Genomic DNA, 19,925 nt, shown 5'->3' with positions numbered 1-19,925 from the left:
CCCGCCACAGTACAAGCTGGGCTGTGCTAGCTGGGGTCACTGTGCTTGCTGGGCCACCGCTGGCGCGGCGTCCCGGTGGGGGGCTGCGCCACCCCACACCCCCCATGCTCGCTGCGCTCGCACTCAAGCCTGTTTCTTCCGCGGCGGCCTTCGGCCGGAAGAGCAGTGGGGGATTCTCACCCCACACCCCCAATGCTCGCTGCGCTCGCACGACCTGCGCCCTGGCGGGCGCGGTCGACTCAGGCGCATGCGCGCTCCCATCCGAAAGACCGGGGGTCCGGGTTTCGGATCGCTCAGGTCTTTCGTCCAACTCGCCTGCATTGCGCGAGACGCGGAGGCAGGCCCAACCTCCCGGAAAACCGTCGATCACCAATGTGGGCACCAGCGCTCTCGCGACTACCTGGTTGATCAGTGGCGGGTGGGAACCACTCATCAACCAGGTAGTCGCCGTCTCCCACAGTCCGGGAAGCACGGCAACACCCGCGCCCATGGGATGGGCCCGCCTCCGTCGTCTCGCGCGCAGAGCGGGCGAGGAGGACGACAGACCTGAGCGACGCGAAACCTGGACCCCCAGTCTTTCGGGTGCCCACGCGCAAGCGTCCGAGTCGACCGCGCCCGTCAGGGCGCAGGTCGTGCGAGCGCTAGCGAGCATTGGGGGTCCGGGGTGAGAATCCCCCGGCGGGACCCGCCGCGAAGCGGTGGGGCAGCGAGAAACAGCTAATACCGGGCGAATGCCCGCAAAGCTACTCTCGGGCCGAACTTCGGGGCGGAGATGCCGGCGGCGGCTAGGAGGCCGCAGACGCGGCCGCGGTGGCCGGCGTATGGGGCGAGCAGCTCCAGCATGTGCTCGTCGGTGCCGCGGGGGGCGCCGGTCAGGGCGTACGCGACGACGTTCTTGATGTGGTAGTCGCCGACCGAGACCGCGTCGGCGTCGCCGTAGGCGGCGCGGGTGACCTCGGCCGCGGTCCATGGGCCGATGCCGCGGATGCTCAGCAGGCGGGCGGTGGCCTCGGCGGCCGTGGTGCAGCGTTCCAGGCGGCCCGCCTCGGCGGCGACCCGGCGCAGCGCGTCGGCGCGTTTCTGTTCGATGCCGAACGGGTGGAAGACCCAGTAGGGCGCGGCGGCGATCGCGGACGGCTCGGGGGGCAGCCGCAGGCGGGGGTTGGGGCCGGGGGCGGGGTCGGTGCTGAAGTGCCGCAGCAGCCGCACGTAGCCGTCGCGGGCCTCCTTGCCGGTCACCTTCTGCCCGAGGACGGCCGGCACCAGGTGGTGGAAGACCCGGCCGGTGGCGCCGATCCGCAGGCCGGAGTGCTCGCGGGCGAGGCGGTGGACGAGCGGGTGCTGCCGGGCGAGTTCGGCGAAGCCGGTCACGTCGTCGCGGAGGCCGGCGACGGCGTCGGCCCGGTCCAGCAGCCAGTCGGCGCCCGGCCCGTAGGCGGTCGCGACCAGCGAGGATCCCGACAACGCCAGGTGGAGGGTGCCCGCGCCGGAAGGGGTACGGGTGGCGAACCACCCCTCGCGGGCCCCGACCGACAGCGTCGGGTCGCCGTGGATCAGGGCCAGGCCCTGCAGGGTGCCGGCCAGGTCGTACCGCGGCGGGGTCGGGAAGGTCCTCATCGCGCCACGGTCCTGGCCAGGGCGCGGTGCAGCAGGCGGGCGTCGCCGAGCATGGCGCGCAGTTTACGCTCCAGCCCGGCGATCGGGATGAGGTTCTGCGGCGCCCGGGGGTCCTTGTAGGCGCTGGACGCGAACCGGGGCAGCGTGACGGCGGACAGGTGCGCGAGGGCGACCGCGTCGGCGGGGAGCAGGTCCGCGGAGCACTCGGCCCGCACGATGCCCGCCCACGGCGACCCGTCGGGTCCGGGCAGCCGCAGGTACCAGGCGAACCGGTGCCAGGACGTGCCGAGCAGGAACACGGGGGAGCGCTGCCCGCCGCGCAGCCGGGTGACGACGGCCGTCAGCTCCGGCGGCAGATATTCGACCCGGTGGGTCTTGATGTAGCCGAGGGCGCGGGGCAGGTGCGCGCGTTCCTGCAGCGGACCGTCGACGATGAGCAGGTCGCCGTCGTCGCGTTCCTCGCCGGACACGCTGACTTCCAGCGCCCGCATGTGCCGCTGCACGCCCAGCGCCAGGTCCTTGGGTTCGCCGCGGGCGATGCGCCGGGCCGGGTAGCGGATCGCGCCGGCGACCAGCGGCGGGGCGAGCTCGAACGGGGTGAACAGGCCGCGTTCGATGCGGGTGGTGGCGATGGTGGCGGCGCCCCGGTCCAGGTCGCACCGCACCACCCCGGCGGCGTAGGACGCGGCGACGCCGGGGTGGGTGACGCCGTCGTCGTCGGTCGCCCAGACCCGCGCGTCGATGCGCTGGACGCCGTCGACGACGAGGACGGTCGCGGGCGGCCGCAGGCCGGCGGGCGCGTCGACGGCCCGCCACGCCGAAGCGGGCAGCTCGACGTCGGGCTGGATCTGCGCGCTGCTCTGCGCCTGGGGGCCGTCCGAACCCCCGGCCTCGAACGCGACCCCGTAGGAGGGGTCCCAGGCGTCGACGTGGAACTTCACAGCCCGATCCGTTCCACGCGGGCGGTCCGGGCGTCCCGGCGGACCTCGAACCTGACCGGGATCCGTTCGGCGAGGGCGCCGACGTGCGTGACCACGCCGACCATCCGGTCGCCGCGGGCGGCGAGGGCCTCCAGGGTCGCCGCGACGGTGTCCAGGGTGGACTGGTCAAGGGTGCCGAAGCCTTCGTCGAGGACGATCGACTCGAGGCTCGCCGCCGACGTCGACATCCCGGCGAGCTGCTCCGACAGGGCGAGTGCGAGGGCGAGGGACGCCTGGAACGTCTCGCCGCCGGACAGGGTCCGCACCGCTCGGCGCAGCCCGGCGTCGTGGTGGTCCACGACGTAGAACTCGCCCTTGTCGTGGCCGAGGTCGTACTGCCCGCCGGACAGCTCCCGCAGGGTGCTCGACGCGCCGTCGACGAGCGTGTCGAGGGCCTCGGCGAGCAGCCACCGCTCGAACCGGTCGGCCCGCAGGTGCTGGGCGAGGGCCTTGGCGACCTGGGCCTCCCTGGCGACCTCGTCGCGGTGGTCGCGGAGCCGGGCCGCCTCGGCGCGGCGTTCCTCGATCCGCCGGTGCGCGGCCTCGGCGCGTTCGAGCGCGACCGCGGCCTCGCGGGCCGGGTCGGTGCCGGGTGCGGGCAGCCCGGCGCCGGCGAACAGGGCGCGCAGGTCGTCGCGGACGGTGGCGACCCGCGCCTCGGCGTCCTGGACCGCCGCGACCGCGGCCGGCCGCCGGGCCTGCCGTTCACCGGCGGCGGTGCCGGCCCAGCCGGTCAGCGTGGCCCAGGCGTCGGCGAGGTCGTCGCGGTCGGCGGGCGGCGGCCCGAACGCGGCGAGGGCGTCGCGGGCCGCGTCGAACGCCTTCCAGGCGGCCCGCAGCTGATCCTCGGCCTTGTCGGCGGCGCCGGCCGCCTTGCGGTGCGCCTCACGGGCCTTGCGGACCTCGGCCCCGGCCCGCTCCAGTCCACTGTGGAGTTTCGCGATCGCCTCGAGGTCGCGGCGCAGCGCCTCGGGTGCCGGCGCCCCGTCCAGCGCGGTGTCCAGTGTGGACAGCCGGGCGTCGACCTGCTCGGCGTGCGCCTTCGCGGCGGCGAGGCCCCGGTCGAGGTCGCGCACGACCTTGTCCTGCTCGGCGACGACCCGTTCGGCGGCGTCGCTGCGTTTGCGGGCCGCGTCGCCGGCCGCCTTCGCCGCGGCGACCGCCGGCTCATGTGGGGTCTCCGGCAACACCCGGACCGTCTGGGTGCACACCGGGCAGTCGTCGCCGACCCGCAGGTGCGGGCGCAGCGCGGTGGCCCGGTCGACGGCGACCGCCGTCTGGTAGGCCTCCCGTGCCGCTTCGAGCGCTTCCATCGCGTCTTTCGCCTTGGTACGGGCAACGCCCAGCGCCCCGGTCGCCTTCGCGTGCTCGCGTTCGGCGGTGGCGACGGTCCCGTGCACGCCGGCCGCCTCGGCGGCGAGCCGGTCGCGCTCGCCGTGCGCGTCCAGCAGCCGCCGCAGCGCCGTCTGGTCGCCGGCCGCCTGCAGCTCGCCGCGCAGCTTCTCCTCGCGTTCCTCGGCGGCCCGGGCCCCGTCGACGGCGGCGGTGACCGCGCTGCGGGCGGCGGCGGCACCGGCCGCGAGGGTGCCGGCGTCCGCCGGGACCCGCAGCCGGGTCAGCCGGCCGATCTCGGTGTCGAGGCCGGTCAGGGTCTCCGCGGCGGCGACCGCGAGCTTCGCCGCGTCGTCCAGCTGGGGACCGATCCGGTCGACGCCGTCGGTGAGCGTCCGGAGCGCCGCCGCCTTCGCCGCCGCACCGGCCAGGGCCGCGTCGTCCACATCGGACATCCCGGCGAGCTGCTCGCCGAGCACCTTGAGTTTCGCGTCCGCGGCGCCGCCGAGGGTGTTCGCGCGTTCGCGGATCTGGCCGTACACGTCGAGCCCCAGGAGATTCACCAGGATCTTCTGCCGCTCGGCCGGCTTCGCGTGCAGGAACGCCGCGAACTCGCCCTGCGGCAGCACCACGCACTTGGTGAACTGCTCGTAGGGCAGCCCGATGACGCCCTGCACCGCCACGTCCACCTCGCTGGGGGTGGCCGCGAGCACCTCGCCCAGGTCCTCGGCGCTGATGCCGGTGTCGAACCGGGCCAGGTCGAAGCCGTGGGGGAGCGCCTCCAGCCCGGCGTGTTTCGTGGTGACCGCGCCCTTGCCGTCCCGGCGGACCACCCGGGCCAGGACGTAGCGCACGCCTGCCGACTCGAACACGAACCGGACCCTGGCCTCGGTCGCCGACGGGGCGAGGGCGTTGGCGATGGCCCGCCGGTCACCCCAGCGGGGCACGGTGCCGTACAGGGCGAACGTGATCGCGTCGAGGATCGTCGACTTGCCGGAGCCGGTCGGCCCGATCAGCGCGAAGAAGTCCGTGTCGGTGAAGTCCACCGTGGTCGGCTGGCGGAACACGGTGAACCCGTCCATGTCCAAGCGAATGGGTCGCATGTCAGTTCCTCGCCTCCTGAACCTCGTCGTGCAGCTGGTGGAACAGCTTGACCGTGGCCTCGTCCGCGTGGCCCTTCTGGCCGAGGTAGTCGGAGAACAGCTCGCCCGCGGACCGGCCGGCCCGGGCCGCGGCCCGTTCGGCGCCCTTCGGGTCGGGCAGCAGCTTCGGGTCGATGCGCACCTCCAGGGCCTTCGGCAGCAGCTCCTGGACCTCCTCGCGCAGGCCCGCCCGCGGCTGCTCCGACACGTACACCCGCAGCCACGCCTCCCCGGTGTCCAACGTGGCCAGCTGGGTGAGGGTGCCCCGGACGGTCCGCAGGGGGGTGGCGACCGGAAGCGGCACCTCGCGGACCCGCGCGGCGGTGCTCGTGGTGACGTCGACGATCGCGACGGCGGAGAAGTTCTCCTCCTCGCCGAAGTCGATCGGCAGGGGGCTGCCGCAGTACCGGATCGGGCAGGGCCCGTTGACGACCTGCGCGCGGTGCAGGTGTCCCAGCGCCACGTAGTGCGCCGAGGACGGGAACACCGACGCCGGCACCGCGTAGCCCATGATGGTGTGCGCCTCGCGCTCGCCGCCGCCCATCGTCGCGCCGATGACCGTCAGGTGCCCGGTGATCAGGTTGACGGTGTCCCGGCCGAACCCCTGCGCCAGGGTCGCGAGGAGCCCGCCGATGTGGTGCGCGTAGGACTGGGCGCTCTCCGCGGCGCTGAGGTCGAACATCTCCGCCGCCCGGACCGCGTAGCGCTGGGACACGAACGGCAGCGCGGCCAGCCGCCACTCCTCGCCGTCCTTCGTCCGCCCTTCCAGGAGCAGCTCCTCGGGCCTGGTCAGGGCGCCGCGGATGGTGATCCCGGCGGCGTCCGCCCACGGGCGCAGCGCGTCGAGGGCCTGGCCGTTGTCGTGGTTGCCGCCGATGACGACCACGTCCGCACCGGTCTTGCGCAGCGCCGACAGCCCCCGCGTGACGATCTTCGTGGCGTCGGCGGGCGGGCTCGCGGAGTCGTACAGGTCCCCGGCGACGATCACCAGGTCGGGCTGCTCGGCCTCGGCCACGTCGACGAGCGCCTTGAGGGCCGCGATGTGGTCGTTGGCCCGCGACTGTCCTTTCAGGACCTTGCCGACGTGCCAGTCCGAGGTGTGCAGGATCCGCACCGGTGGTTGTCCTTTCTCAGAACGGGATTTCGTCGTCTGCGATGCCGCCGCCCACTCTCGCGACGACCGCGAACGAGTCGTTGGCCTGCGCGATCGAGCGCAGCGTCGAGCTGGGCGGCGGGCCCGCCTCGGCCGGCCGGGTCGCCCAGGACGGGAACGGGAACTCGATGCACAGCGGCACCGGGATCTCCGGCTGCGACACGAACATCGTGCCCGGCTTCGCCAGCAGCGCCCGCTGCCGCTGGGCGGGCGGCAGGAACCCGTATTCGGGGCGGGAGGCCTCCGCCGGGTCGAGCCGGCCGACGACCCGGATCGCGGAGTTGGCCACGATGCGCCGCTCGACCTCGCTGGCGGTCTGCTGCGCGCCGATCAGCACGACGCCCAGGGACCGGCCGCGTTCGGCGATGTCGAGCAGCACCTCCTTGATCGGGCTGGTGCCCTCGCGCGGCGCGTACTTGTTGAGCTCGTCGAGGACCACGAACAGCAGCGGCTTCGCGGTGCCGGCCTTCTCCTTGCGCTCGAACTCGCTGCGCAGCGTCACACCGACCACGAAACGCTGCGCCCGGTCCGGCAGGTTGTGCAGGTCGACCACGGTCACCTGGGCGCTCTCGGCGGTGTTGATCGCGTGCGGCCGGCGGGTGGCGAGGTCGCCGCGGATCAGCCGGGACAGGTCCTTCTTGCTGCCGATCAGCCGGCGCGCGAACGCGTTGACGGTGCCGAGCCCGACCGCGCTGCCGGCCCACTGCCCCCGGGTCGCGTCGTCGGTGATCTGTTCCACCAGATAGTCGACGAGGTCCGCGTAGGAGTTGAGCCGGGTGCCGTCGACGGCGATGCCGCCCTCGGCGGGCTGGGCGATGCGCGCCAGGTGCGCCGTCACCGAGTGGACCACCATCGTGTACTGCTGCCGCTCGTCGTCGGCGTCGGCGAACACGTACGGCAGCAGACGGTCGGCGCAGAACTCCTGCAGCGTCCAGTAGAAGCTGTCGACCCCGGTCAGCCGGCTGCTGACGTCCGGTGTGCCGGAGGAGTCCCCGGCCCGTGGCGGCGCGTAGACCCGCACGTCGGGGAACGGCCCGGCGACCAGCCCGAGCCGCGCGTAGTTCGCCTCCGTCGCGGGATCCAGCCGGCTGTTGGGGTGGTCGAGGAACAGCAGGTCCTCGCCCTTCACGTTGAAGATCAGCGCGCGGGTGTTGGCGGTCTCGCCGGCCCCGCCCAGCACCCCGGACCGGAACACCGAATAGAGCAGGAACGTCGCGAAGCTCGTCTTCGTCGCCACCCCGGAGATGCCGGAGATGGACACGTGCGCGCCGCGGCTGCCGTCGAGGAAGTCCGCGTTGAGGAACATCGCCGCGCCGTCCCGCCCGAATCCCATCGGGATCGTGCGCTCCATCCGGTCGAAGTACAGCGCGCCGGCCCTGGCGTCGCCCTGGGCCCGGTGCACGACCGCGCCCGGCGTCGGCGGCACGTAGACCTCGGGGTCGACCCGGGTGGTGGTGATCTCGGCGGCCTCCTGCACCGTGGCCGGCAGCGTGCCGTCGGCGACCAGGAACACGTCGGAGTCGAACACGACGCCCTCGTGCCGGGCCCGGACCGCGGTGACCACGCCGGCGATCTTCACCGACGGCTGGCCGGGGAGCTCACGCTCGGTGACGACGACGTCGTCAAGCTGGAGGTAGGCGTCCTCGTTCACGGCGACCCAGAACGTCAGCGGGGTCGCGTCGGCGGTGCCGAGCACCCGGCCGACGATCGGCCCGTCCTTGTTGGCGTCCATCTGGTCGACCCCCAGTACATGTGTTCGCCTGTGCATCGTGCCCCAAGACCGCCAGTGGATCGAAGTCACCACGCCCGCTGTGGATGTGTTCACGTCCGTTCACGCCCGCAAACCAGGACAAAGTCGGCGGCTGTCCACAGGTTGGGGACACTTGTCCACAGGTCTGTGGACAACGGTGTGGATTCTGGTCAGCGCCCGTACCGCAGCAGCAGCTGACCATCGGCCAGCAGGGCGTGACGCAGCGTGAGCGCTTCGGGTGTCGGCAGGTGGGGTCCGGCCGTGATCCTGCCCGCTCCGGGCCCGGCGAGCAACGGCGACACCGTGAGGCACAGCTCGTCGACGAGCCCCGCCACGGTGAGTGATCCGAACAGCCTCGGGCCGCCCTCGCTGAGCAGCTGCGCGAACCCGCGCTCCCGCAGCTTCTGCAAGGCATCCACCAGGTCGACATGCTTGTCACCCGCGCGGATGATGTCGGCATTCTTCTGGAGGTCGTCCACTGCGGCGCCCCGGGTGGTCACGATGATCGGCCGGACCGGCGCGTCGGCGAGGGCGGGCTGCGCCGGGTCCAGGTCACCGCGCCCCGAGACGATCACGAGGGTCGGGAACTCGCTCATGCCGTGCGCCAGCCGCCATGCCCTGCGCTCAGGGTCCAGCCGCAGGGCCCGGTAGCCCTCGTCGCGGACCGTGCCGGCGCCGACGACCAGCGCGTCGCAGCGCATCCGCAGGATCCCGAAGACCCGCTTGTCCTCCGGGCCGGAGAGTCCCGCGGACTTCCCGCCGAGCGTGCCCGCCCCGTCCAGGCTCGCCACGAAGTTCACCCTGATGGATGGCTCGGGCGGCGGTGCGTACAGGTCGATGAGCGCTGGCTGGTCGACTGGTCCGGGCTCCGGGTACAGCTGCTGCACCCGGCAACCCTACTTGCCCGGCTCTGCTCGCCGGCCTATTCGCCGGGTGGGCCGGTCACCGGCGGGGTGGGCACCGGCTCGCGGTGCTGGCAGTCGCACCGGTTGCCGCCCGGGCAGTCGGCATGCCGTTTCTCCCGACACGCAGGACAGATCACGGCTTCAGGGTGCGCCGTCGCACCTGCTCGGTCAACAATGACTGCACCATGGCGCGCACGATCATCCAACTCCGCATCTCGCTCGACGGCGTCGAGCCCACCGTCTGGCGGCGGGTCCTCATCCCGGGCGGGTTCACCCTCGACCGGGTCCACCGCGTCGTGCAGTTCGCGATGGGCTGGGGCGACCGTCACCTGCACGTGTTCGACGTGGAGGGCGTCCAGTACGGCGTCCCCGACCCCGACGGCCTCCTCGACGTCCGCGACGAGCTCGACGTGCGCCTGGACGCCGTCGCGCTCAAGGGCGGGCGGCTGCGGTACACGTATGACTTCGGCGACTGGTGGGAGCACGACCTGATCGTCGAGGACGAGTTCCCCGCCGACCTGGACGCCGACTATCCCGCCTGCACCGCCGGCGAACGGGCCTGCCCACCCGACGACGTCGGCGGCCCGGACGGTTACCGCGACCTGCTCGCCGCCATCGCCGACCCGGACCATCCGGAGCACACGACGATGCGCGAGTGGCTGGGCCGCCCCTTCAACCCGGCGTTCTTCGACCCCGCGCGCATGTCCACCCTGCTGCGCCGCATGACCTGAGCCCCCGGACCCCGGCCGCGCCCGGCGCCGGGGCGCCGGGCGGCAGCCGGTGAAAGTTTCCGTGGGTCGGCCGGAGCTTTGCCGGGCCGGCGCGCGCGGGTTGTGGCCCCGGGGGAGTCGGCGCGGTAAAGCGGGGCAAAACGCCTGCGGCCGGCACGCCGCAGCGGCATGCCAGAGATCGGCATTCGTCGTTGGATCTAGACCGGCGCCGGCGTTGCCCCGGCGGTGCTTCTGAGTGCTCTGGGTCCGGTTTGGGCATCGACGCCGGTCGGTTGACGCGGCGCCCCCGATGCGCGCTCAAAGCGATGCAGGTCGATGTAAGGCGCGCATCGATCGAGGTCGCTGGCGCGGCGGCGGGGAAGCGTGCATATCGCGGTAAAGGCCGACAAATAGGCGGCACGAAATCTCGCGGTAACGAAATGGGAACGCTCCCATTGCCCCATTGACACCTGGCGGGCGAGGCGCCAGTCTCATGGGAGCGCTCCCGTGGCTGTGGCCGGTGACACACCCCGCGGCCATGGGAGCCACTCAAATGCGACACCCGCCATACCTGCGACACCCGAACGACGGACTTCACACCCGGGTCCGCCGTCGATGCATCACACCCCCACCACACCCATCACGACCTGAGAGAGGGGTCAGGATGAGCGTCACCTCACGCCGTCTGCGTTCGATCGCCACGGCCACGCTCACCGTGGGTCTTGCCCTCGGTATGACCACTGCGTGCAGCGCCAAGAAGGACGCCGAGCCCAGCGCCGACGGCACCGGCCCGGTCACCATCTCGCTGTCCTACTTCGGCACGCCCGGCTTCAACCAGGCGGTCAAGGACTTCGAGGCTGCCAACCCGACCATCAAGGTCGACGTGAAGAACGAGGGCCAGACCAAGGACTTCGTGCCGAAGCTGGCCCAGCAGATCTCCGCCAACAGTGGCGCGAGTGACGTGGTCATGCTCGAAGAGGGCATGCTGCTGCAGTACCTGAAGGACAACAAGGGCTTCGCCAACCTGATGGACCTGGGTGCGGCGTCGCTGGAGAAGGACTACCTGTCCTTCAAGTGGAAGAACGCGTTCACCGCGGACGGCAAGAAGCTCGTCGGTCTCGGCACCGACGTCGGCCCGCTCGCGATGTGCTACCGCACCGACCTGTTCCAGAAGGCCGGCCTGCCCGTCGAGCGTGACGCGGTCAGCAAGCTGTGGTCGACGTGGGAGGACTACATCAAGCAGGGTGAGGTCTTCAAGTCGAAGAACACCGGCGCGGCGTGGACCGACTCGGCGACGAGCATCATGCAGCCGTACATCATGCAGAACGCCGACAGCTGGTTCTACGACAAGAGCGACAAGTACATCGGTGACACCAACCCGGCCGTCAAGAAGGCCTACGACCTGGGTATGGACATGGCCGCCAAGGGCCTGACCGCCAAGCTGGCCCGTTGGCAGGCGGACTGGGACGCCGCGTTCAAGAACGCCGCGTTCGCGACCGTTCCGTGCCCGCCGTGGTACACCGGTGTCATCAAGGAGCGCGCCGGCGACGCCGGCAAGAACAAGTGGGACATCGCGACCATCCCCGGTAAGGGTGGCAACTGGGGCGGCTCCTACCTCGCGATCCCGGAGCAGAGCAAGAACAAGAAGGCCGCGTTCGAGCTCATCAAGTTCCTGACCGGCAAGCAGGGTGGCCTGGACGCGTTCGCCGAGGCCGGCCCGCTGCCCTCGTCGGTCGCCGCGCTGGACGACCCGAAGATCACCGACGCGAAGAACGAGTACTTCAACAACGCGCCGGTCGGCAAGATCTACGCCGGTGCCGCGAAGGACCTCAAGCCGATCTACCTCGGCCCGAAGCACCAGGCGCTGTGGGAGAACGGGTTCGAGCCGGCCATGCAGGCCGCCGAGCAGGGCAAGCTGAGCGCCCAGGCGGGCTGGGACAAGGCCATCAAGGACAGCAAGGCACTCGCCGAAGGCTGATCCGAACGATGACGGCGGAGGCGGCGTCGAACCTTGACGCCGCCTCTGCCACATCCCCTTAGCCCGTTGATCGGAAGGGATTCACCCCCCATGGCTACCAACGTCGGCGAGGTCACAGGGCCTCGCCACGGGCGCGCACCCGCCGGGCCTTCGAAGCAGCCGTCGCGGCGCTCCGTGCGGGTCGGCCGGCTCGACCTGCGACTGTCGCCGTATCTGTTCGTCGCGCCGTTCTTCGTGCTGTTCGCGGTGTTCGGGGCGTACCCGCTGGTCTACACCGCCATCCTGTCGATGCGGAAGAACACGCTGACGGGCGGCGACGCCGGCTACGTCGGGTTCGAGAACTACCGCAAGGTCCTGATGGACGAGCACTTCTGGATCGTCATCTACAACACGTTCGGCCTGTTCATCGTCGCGACCGTGCCGCAGCTCATCTTCGCGCTGCTCATCGCGAGTTGGCTGAACAAGAAGATGCGGGCCCGCACCGCGATCCGCATGGGTGTGCTCATCCCGAACATCACCTCGGTCGCCGCCGTCGGCATCGTGTTCGGCCTGATCTTCGCCGACCGGTACGGCCTGGCGAACTGGCTGCTGCAGACCGTCCACCTGGACCCGGTCGAGTGGCGCAACCACCGCTGGTCGTCGTGGACCGCGATCGCGTTCATGGTCGACTGGCGCTGGACCGGCTACAACGCCCTCATCTACCTGGCGGCGATGCAGGCGATCCCGAAGGAGCTGTACGAGTCGGCGTCGCTGGACGGCGCGAACGCGGCCCGCCGCTTCTGGCGGATCACCGTGCCGCTCATCCAGCCGACGATCCTCTTCACGGTGATCATCTCGACGATCGGTGGCATGCAGCTGTTCACCGAGCCGCTGCTGTTCAACTACGGCCGCATCCAGGGTGGCTCGCTCAACGAGTTCCAGACCGTCGCGATGTACATCTACGAGACCACGTTCACGAACAACTTCAACGTGGGCCGCGGCGCCGCGATCTCCTGGCTGCTGTTCGTGATCATCCTGATCTTCGCGCTCATCAACTTCGCCTTGGTGCGCCGATCCGTCAAGGGGCAGACCTCATGAGCGGGCAGCGGAGCGGCTCGGCCCGCTCATCATGTGACAGGTTTGGCTCAGGCCGACGCCGGAGCGCAGCGGAGGTGGCGGAGTGAGCACGACGATGACGAGGCCACGGAGCGTGCCGGGCACGCCGCCGCCGGGGAAGAAGGGCCGGGTCCGCAGCGCCTCGGCCGCGCTGTGGGAAGCCAGCCCGCTGACGTACGTCGCGCTGATCATCACGATCGTGCTGTCGATCTTCCCGATCGTGTGGTCGTTCATCGTGGCGTCGCGGGAGAACAGCGCCGTCACCGACATCCCGCCGCCGCTGACCCCGGGCCCGAACTTCTTCGACAACGCCTCGCGGGTCCTGGCCAACACCGACGCCAACTTCGTCTACGGCCTGATCAACTCGGCGATCGTGTCGTCGTGCGTGACCCTGTCGGTGGTGTTCTTCTCCACCCTCGCCGGGTTCGCCTTCGCCAAGCTGAAGTTCAAGGGCAAGAACGCCCTGCTGCTGATCATCATCCTCACGATGATGATCCCGACCCAGGTCAACATCATCCCGCTGTACCTGCTGATGGTGAAGTTCGACTGGACGAACACCCTCCAGGCGGTCATCGTGCCGTTCCTGGTCAAGGGCTTCGGCGTGTTCATGATCCGGCAGTACGCGGAGTCGGCGATCAGCGACGAGCTCATCGAGGCCGCCCGGGTCGACGGCGCCTCCACCTGGCGGACCTACTGGTCGGTCGTGCTGCCCGCGCTGCGTCCGGCGGCGGCGGTCCTGGGTCTGCTGACGTTCATGGAGACCTGGAACGACTTCCTGTGGCCGTACGTCGTGCTCAACGGCGACACCCCGACCGTGCAAGTTTCACTGAACATTCTCGCGACCGGTTACTACAAGACCGACTACGTGCAAGTCTTTACCGGGACAGCGCTCGCGATCGTGCCGCTGCTCCTCGTGTTCATCGCATTCGGCCGTCAGATCATCGGCGGCATCATGGAAGGTTCGGTCAAGGCGTGACCAGCATCGACCCGCTGACGTTCCCACCCGGTTTCGTGTGGGGTGCGGCGACCGCGTCGTACCAGATCGAGGGAGCCGCCCAGGAGGACGGCCGCACCCCCTCGATCTGGGACACGTTCAGCCACACCCCGGGCAAGACCCTGGGCGGGGACACCGGCGACGCGGCCTGCGAGCACTATCACCGCTACCGCGAGGACGTGGGGCTGATGAAGGACCTGGGCGTCAACGCCTACCGGTTCTCCGTCGCCTGGCCCCGCGTCCAGCCCGGCGGGTCGGGGCCGGCCAACGCCAAGGGCCTGGACTTCTACCGGCGGCTCGTGGACGAGCTGCTGGCGAACGACATCACCCCCTGGGTGACGCTGTATCACTGGGACCTGCCCCAGGCGCTCGAGGACGCGGGCGGCTGGCCCGCCCGCGACACCGCGGCCCGGTTCGCCGACTACGCCACGCTCGTGCACGGCGCGCTCGGCGACCGGGTCCGGCACTGGACGACGTTCAACGAGCCGTGGTGCTCGGCGTTCCTCGGCTACGCGTCCGGCGTCCACGCGCCCGGCCGCCAGCACGCACCCGACGCCCTGGCCGCGATGCACCACCTGCTGCTCGGCCACGGCCAGGCGATCGAGTCCATCCGGGCCGCGGACCCCGAGGCGCAACTGGGCATCACCCTCAACCTGTACGCGATCTCCCCGGCCGACGAGACGAAGGCCGGGGACCTCGACGCGGCCCGCCGCATCGACGGGCTCGCCAACCGGATCTTCCTCGACCCGGTGCTGCTCGGCTCGTACCCGGCGGACGTCGTCGCGGACCTGCAAGGGGTCAGCGACTTCGGTTTCGTCCGCGACGGCGACCTCAAGCAGATCGCGCAGCCACTGGACCTGCTCGGCATCAACTACTACAGCCGGCACGTGGTGGCCGGCGAAGACACCGACGTCCCCGCCGAGCCGTACTGGCGGGCGCCGACGTCGTGGCCCGGCAGCGAAACCGTCCGGTTCCTGAAGCGGCCCGGCGTCCCGGTCACCGACATGGGCTGGGAGGTCGACGCGCCAGGGCTCACCGAGACCCTGACCCGCGTCGCCCGCGACTACCCGGCGATCCCGCTGTACATCACCGAGAACGGCGCCGCGTACGTCGACACCGTCGGCGAGGACGGCAGCGTCGAGGACGCCGAGCGCGTGGCGTACTTCGACGCGCACTTCCGGGCCTGCCACGACGCGATCACGGCCGGGGCACCGCTGCACGGCTACTTCGCCTGGTCGCTGCTGGACAACTTCGAGTGGGCCTGGGGTTACACCAAGCGGTTCGGCATGATCCGCGTCGACTACGACACGCAGGAGCGCACGGTCAAGGCCAGCGGCCACCGGTACCGCGAGGTCATCAAGCACAACGGCCTCGGCGAGTAACGTGCGCCGCCCGACCCTGGACGAGGTGGCCGCGCTCGCCGGCGTCGGGCGCGGCACCGTTTCCCGGGTGATCAACGGCTCGCCGCAGGTCAGCCCGGAGGCCCGGGCCGCCGTCGCCCGGGCCGTCGAGGAACTCGGCTACGTGCCCAACCGGGCGGCCCGGGCCCTCGTCACCCGCCGGACCGACTCCGTCGCCCTCGTGGTGTCGGAGTCGGAGGAGCGGGTCTTCGGCGAGCCGTTCTTCGCCGGCATCGTCCGCGGCGTCAGCAACGTCCTCGCCGACACGTCCCTGCAGCTGTGGCTGGCGATGGCCCAGTCACCGTCGCAGCGGCTCATGGTCGAACGCCACCTGTCGGACCAGCACGTCGACGGAGTGCTGCTGCTCTCCCTGCACGACGACGACCCGCTGCCGTCGCTGCTCGGCAAGCGGGGGCTGCCGACCGTCCTCGGCGGGCGCCCGGCACACATGCTCGAGGTCGAGGGTGACAACGAGGTCGCCTACGTCGACAACGACAACGAAGGCGGTGCCCGCAGCGCCGTCGAACATCTCATCGGCCTCGGTCGCCGCTGCATCGCGGTGATCGCCGGCCCGCAGGACATGGCGGTGGGCATCGCCCGCCTCCGTGGCTACCGGGAGGCGCTGCGCCTGGCGTCCCTGCCGCACGATCAGCGACTCATCGCGTACGGCGACTTCAGCGAGGCGAGCGGGGCCGACGCGATGCACCGCCTGATCCATCTCAGCCCCGGCCTCGACGCCGTCTTCGCCGCCTCCGACCTGATGGCCGCCGGCGCCATCCGCGCCCTGCGTGAGCTGGGTCGCCGGGTGCCCGCCGACGTGGCGGTGGTCGGGTTCGAGGACTCCGCCGTGGCCCGGCAGACCCAGCCGCCGCTCACCACCGTGCACCAGTCGGTGGAGGGCATGGGGCGGGAGATGGCCAGGCTCCTGCTGGCCCGCATCGCCGGCGGGCCGGCCCACTCGACTGTGCTCGACACGCACCTCGTGGTCCGCGAGTCGGCCTGACCGGGCTTGTGTCACGCGCAGTCTCTATCCCCCCAGCAGGAGGCACACCGTGCGCTTCGGCCACTTCGACGACGAACGCCGCGAGTACGTCATCGACCGACCCGACACCCCGCTGCCCTGGATCAACTACCTCGGCACCGAGGCGTACTTCGGCATCATCTCCAACACCGCCGGCGGCTACTCGTTCTACCGCGACGCCCGGCTGCGCCGGCTCACCCGGTACCGCTACAACAACGCCCCCATGGACCTCGGCGGGCGGTACCTCTACCTGCGGGACAACGCGGCCGACGCGGGTGGCGCCTTCTGGTCGCCCACCTGGCAGCCGACGCAGACCGAGCTCGACGAGTACGAATGCCGGCACGGCCTGTCGTACACGCGTATCGCCTCGCGGTACCGCGGGATCAAGGCCGAGACGCTCTACTTCGTGCCGCTGGGGGAGACCCTGGAGGTGTGGCGGCTGAAGGTCACCAACGAGCGCGACACGGCCGTTTCGCTGTCCGCGTTCTCCTCGATCGAGTTCTGCCTGTGGGACGCGCAGGACGACGCCACCAACTACCAGCGCAACTTCAACACCGGCCAGGTCGAGGTCGTCGACGGCGTCATCTACCACAAGACCGAATACCGGGAACGCCGCGACCACTTCGCCTACTTCGCCTGCAGCGAGCCCCTGGCCGGCTTCGACACCTCCCGTGAGGCGTTCCTCGGCCCGTACCGCTCCTGGGACCGGCCCCTGGCGGTCGAACGCGGCGAGTCCGGCGACTCGATCGCCAACGGCTGGCAGCCGCACGGTTCGCACCACGTGCAGCTCACCCTCCAGCCCGGCGAGACGCGGGAGATCGGCTTCGTGCTCGGGTACGCCGAGAACCCCCGCGACGCCAAGTTCGACCCGCCCGGCTCGCAGACCGTCAACAAGGCCGCGACGCAGGTCAAGATCGCTGAATGGTTGCGGCAGGAGACCGTCGACGCCGGGTTCGCCGCGCTCGCCGCACGCTGGGAGGAGCTGCTCGGCGGGCTGCAGGTGCAGACGCCCGACGCGGACACCGACCGCATGGTGAACATCTGGAACGCCTACCAGAACATGGTCACCTTCAACATGAGCCGGTCCACGTCGCTGTACGAGTCCGGGATCGGTCGCGGCATGGGCTTCCGCGACTCCAACCAGGACCTGCTCGGCTTCGTGCACATGATCCCGGAGCGGGCCCGCGAGCGGATCCTCGACATCGCCGCGACCCAGCTGCCCACCGGCGGGGCGTACCACCAGTACCAGCCGCTGACGAAGCGCGGCAACAACGACATCGGGTCCGGCTTCAACGACGACCCGCTGTGGCTGATCCTCGGCGTCTCCGCGTACATCAAGGAGAGCGGCGACTGGAGCATCCTGGACGAACCGGTGCCGTTCGACAACGCACCCGGCAGCGAACAGTCCCTGTACGAGCACCTGCGCCTGTCGTTGCGGTACACCCTGGACCGCCTCGGACCGCACGGCCTGCCGCTGATCGGCCGGGCCGACTGGAACGACTGCCTCAACCTGAACTGCTTCTCCGACACGCCCGGCGAGCCGTTCCAGACCACCGAGAACGCCACCGGCGGCGTCGCGGAGTCGGTGTTCATCGCCGGCCAGTTCGTCCTGGCGGCGCGGGAACTGGCTTCGCTCGCTGTTTTCAAGCACGACGATGCCACCGGCTATTTGAACGCCGCGGAGAAGATGGCCGGCACGATCGCCGAGCACGGCTGGGACGGCTCCTGGTTCCGGCGGGCGTACGACTTCCACGGCAACGTCATCGGCTCCGCGTCCAACGACGAGGGCCAGATCTTCATCGAGCCGCAGGGCATGTGCATCATGGGCGGCGTCGGTCTCGAGGACGGGACCGCGGTCCGGGCCCTGGCCAGCGTCCGGGAGCGGCTCGCCACCCCGCACGGGATCGTGCTGCAGCAGCCGGCGTTCTCGTCCTACCGCATCGAGCTCGGCGAGATCTCCAGCTACCCGCCGGGGTACAAGGAGAACGCCGGAATCTTCTGCCACACCAACCCGTGGCTCATGATCGCCGAGGCGATGGTCGGCAACGGCGACGGCGCCTTCGACTACTACAAGCGGATCAACCCGTCGGCCCGGGAGGAACTCGGCGACCTGCACCGCTGCGAGCCCTACGTCTACGCCCAGATGATCGCCGGCCGGGACGCGCCGACGCACGGCGAGGCGAAGAACTCGTGGCTGACCGGGACCGCGGCGTGGAACTACGCCGCCGTCACCCAGTGGATCCTGGGCATCCGGCCGGAGCTGGCCGGCCTGCGGATCGCACCGGTGATCCCGGCCGCCTGGTCCGGCTTCTCGGCCGTCCGCCGATTCCGCGGCGCCACCTACCGGATCACGGTGCGCAAGGAGCCCGGCGTCGCGGCATCGACCTGTCGTCTCGTTTCGGATGGGGTACCGGTGGAGGGCGCTGTGCTCCCCGTCGCCGCCGTGGGTGCCGAGGTGCTGGTCGAGGCGATTTTGTCGTAGATCGTTCCGGGTTATGGTCGTATTGCTGCCGCGGTGCCGCGTTTTCAGGGCACCGCGGCTGCAAGATCGCTGGCGTGTGCGCACAATGGGGCGTGCCTTCCACGAACAGCCGCCCCCGCTCAGCGGGCCGCCCCACCCTCGACGAGGTCGCCTCGCGCGCCGGCGTCGGGCGGGGCACCGTCTCGCGCGTGGTCAACGGCTCACCGCAGGTGAGCCCGGAGGCGCGGGCGGCCGTGCAGAAGGCGATCGACGAGCTCGGCTACGTGCCCAACCGCGCCGCCCGCGCCCTCGTCACCCAGCGCACCGACTCCGTCGCGCTCGTCGTGTCGGAGTCGGAGGAACGGGTCTTCGGCGAGCCGTTCTTCGCCGGGATCGTCCGCGGCGTCAGCTCCGCCCTCGCCGACACCCAGCTCCAGCTGTGGCTGGCCATGGCCCAGTCCCCGGCCGAACGCCAGCGCGTCGAGCACCACCTCACCAACCAGCACGTCGACGGCGTCATGCTGCTCTCCCTGCACGACGCCGACCCGCTGCCCGGCCTGCTGGAGCAGCGCGGTCTGCCCGTCGTCCTCGGCGGCCGCCCGGCCCGCATGCTGACCTCCGACACCGGCACTGCCACCGGCACCGGCACCGACGTCGCCTTCGTCGACGCCGACAACGAGGGCGGCGCCCGCCTCGCCGTCGGCCACCTCCTGGACCGCGGCCGGCGCCGGATCGCCGCGATCGCCGGCCCGCAGGACATGGCCGCCGGCGTGTCCCGCCTGGCCGGCTACCGCGAGGCGATCGAACGCGCCGGCATGCCCGTCGACGAGGGCCTCATCGCCTACGGCGACTTCAGCGAGGCCTCCGGCGAACGCGCCGTCCATGAACTGCTGGCCCGCACTCCGGACGTCGACGCCGTCTTCGCCGCCTCGGACCTGATGGCCGTCGGCGCCCTGCGCGCCCTGCGCGAACTGGGCCGCCGCGTCCCGGACGACGTGTCCCTGGTCGGCTTCGACGACGTAGCCATCGCCCGCCAGACCGACCCGCCCCTCACCACCGTCCACCAGCCGGTCGAAGCAATGGGCCGCGAAATGGTCCGCCTCCTCCTGGCCAGAATCGCCGGCGCCGCCCCCACCGCAGTCATGGTCGAAACCCACCTGGTGGAACGCGCCAGCACTGTCTCCCGCCCGTAGCTGCTGTTTCTAGCTGCCCCACCGCTTCGCGGCGGGTCCCGCCGGGGGATTCTCACCCCGGACCCCCAATGCTCGCTGCGCTCGCACGACCTGCGCCCTGACGGGCGCGGTCGACTCGGACGCTAGCGCGTGGCAGGTGAAGGACCGGGGGTTCAGGTTTGGCGGCACTCAAGGTCCTTCGTCTGGCTCGCCCG

The 19,925-nt window shown here is 71.1% G+C and carries 14 protein-coding genes; 8 read left to right on the top strand and 6 right to left on the bottom strand.

Going from position 1 to position 19,925, the window contains the following annotated elements:
* Positions 1–717: 717 nt before the first annotated feature.
* The 6 genes from ACFPIJ_RS01545 to ACFPIJ_RS01520 all read right to left on the bottom strand — a co-directional run bounded on the left by ACFPIJ_RS01545 (position 718) and on the right by ACFPIJ_RS01520 (position 8,861).
* Positions 718–1,617, bottom strand: coding sequence for a DNA-3-methyladenine glycosylase family protein (locus ACFPIJ_RS01545; protein WP_380112719.1), 900 nt, complete (start codon positions 1,615–1,617; stop codon positions 718–720).
* The gene (locus tag ACFPIJ_RS01540) at positions 1,614–2,558 is read right to left on the bottom strand and encodes a hypothetical protein (RefSeq protein ID WP_380112717.1); all 945 of its coding nucleotides are present in this window, start codon (positions 2,556–2,558) and stop codon (positions 1,614–1,616) included. Before ACFPIJ_RS01540 ends, ACFPIJ_RS01545 begins: the two co-directional genes overlap by 4 nt.
* Complete coding sequence (locus tag ACFPIJ_RS01535; protein ID WP_380112716.1) at positions 2,555–5,032, bottom strand: AAA family ATPase; 2,478 nt, start codon at positions 5,030–5,032, stop codon at positions 2,555–2,557. Before ACFPIJ_RS01535 ends, ACFPIJ_RS01540 begins: the two co-directional genes overlap by 4 nt.
* Before the next feature lies 1 nt (position 5,033).
* Complete coding sequence (locus tag ACFPIJ_RS01530; protein WP_380112714.1) at positions 5,034–6,185, bottom strand: metallophosphoesterase family protein; 1,152 nt, start codon at positions 6,183–6,185, stop codon at positions 5,034–5,036.
* A gap of 16 nt (positions 6,186–6,201) precedes the next feature.
* Positions 6,202–7,956, bottom strand: a complete 1,755-nt coding sequence (locus tag ACFPIJ_RS01525) for an ATP-binding protein (RefSeq protein WP_380112712.1) — start codon at positions 7,954–7,956, stop codon at positions 6,202–6,204.
* Between the two features lie 188 nt (positions 7,957–8,144).
* Positions 8,145–8,861, bottom strand: coding sequence for a pyrimidine reductase family protein (locus ACFPIJ_RS01520; protein ID WP_380112710.1), 717 nt, complete (start codon positions 8,859–8,861; stop codon positions 8,145–8,147).
* Between the two features lie 203 nt (positions 8,862–9,064).
* On the opposite strand from ACFPIJ_RS01520, the gene ACFPIJ_RS01515 reads away from it, so the two are divergent.
* The 8 genes from ACFPIJ_RS01515 (at position 9,065) to ACFPIJ_RS01480 (ending at position 19,731) form a co-directional block, all read left to right on the top strand.
* The gene (locus ACFPIJ_RS01515) at positions 9,065–9,610 is read left to right on the top strand and encodes a plasmid pRiA4b ORF-3 family protein (RefSeq protein ID WP_380112707.1); all 546 of its coding nucleotides are present in this window, start codon (positions 9,065–9,067) and stop codon (positions 9,608–9,610) included.
* A 643-nt stretch (positions 9,611–10,253) separates the two neighbouring features.
* The gene (locus ACFPIJ_RS01510) at positions 10,254–11,567 is read left to right on the top strand and encodes an extracellular solute-binding protein (protein ID WP_380112706.1); all 1,314 of its coding nucleotides are present in this window, start codon (positions 10,254–10,256) and stop codon (positions 11,565–11,567) included.
* 90 nt (positions 11,568–11,657) lie between these two features.
* Positions 11,658–12,644: a carbohydrate ABC transporter permease gene (locus ACFPIJ_RS01505; protein WP_380112705.1), complete on the top strand. Its 987-nt coding sequence runs from the start codon at positions 11,658–11,660 to the stop codon at positions 12,642–12,644.
* 94 nt (positions 12,645–12,738) lie between these two features.
* The gene (locus tag ACFPIJ_RS01500; protein ID WP_380112704.1) at positions 12,739–13,638 is read left to right on the top strand and encodes a carbohydrate ABC transporter permease; all 900 of its coding nucleotides are present in this window, start codon (positions 12,739–12,741) and stop codon (positions 13,636–13,638) included.
* Entirely contained in the window at positions 13,635–15,038 is a 1,404-nt protein-coding gene (locus ACFPIJ_RS01495; RefSeq protein WP_380112703.1) for a GH1 family beta-glucosidase, read from the top strand. Before ACFPIJ_RS01500 ends, ACFPIJ_RS01495 begins: the two co-directional genes overlap by 4 nt.
* 1 nt (position 15,039) lies before the next feature.
* Entirely contained in the window at positions 15,040–16,059 is a 1,020-nt protein-coding gene (locus ACFPIJ_RS01490) for a LacI family DNA-binding transcriptional regulator (protein WP_380112702.1), read from the top strand.
* A 49-nt stretch (positions 16,060–16,108) separates the two neighbouring features.
* A complete protein-coding gene (locus tag ACFPIJ_RS01485; RefSeq protein ID WP_380112701.1) occupies positions 16,109–18,559 on the top strand; it encodes a glycoside hydrolase family 94 protein in 2,451 nt (816 codons plus the stop codon).
* Positions 18,560–18,651: 92 nt separating this feature from the next.
* Positions 18,652–19,731, top strand: coding sequence for a LacI family DNA-binding transcriptional regulator (locus ACFPIJ_RS01480; protein ID WP_380112699.1), 1,080 nt, complete (start codon positions 18,652–18,654; stop codon positions 19,729–19,731).
* Positions 19,732–19,925 lie beyond the last annotated feature (194 nt).

This window comes from Dactylosporangium cerinum, assembly GCF_042653625.1.
GTDB lineage: Bacteria > Actinomycetota > Actinomycetes > Mycobacteriales > Micromonosporaceae > Dactylosporangium > Dactylosporangium cerinum.
Note: the sequence above shows the minus strand (reverse complement) of the source record. Positions and strands in the feature narration are given on the sequence as shown.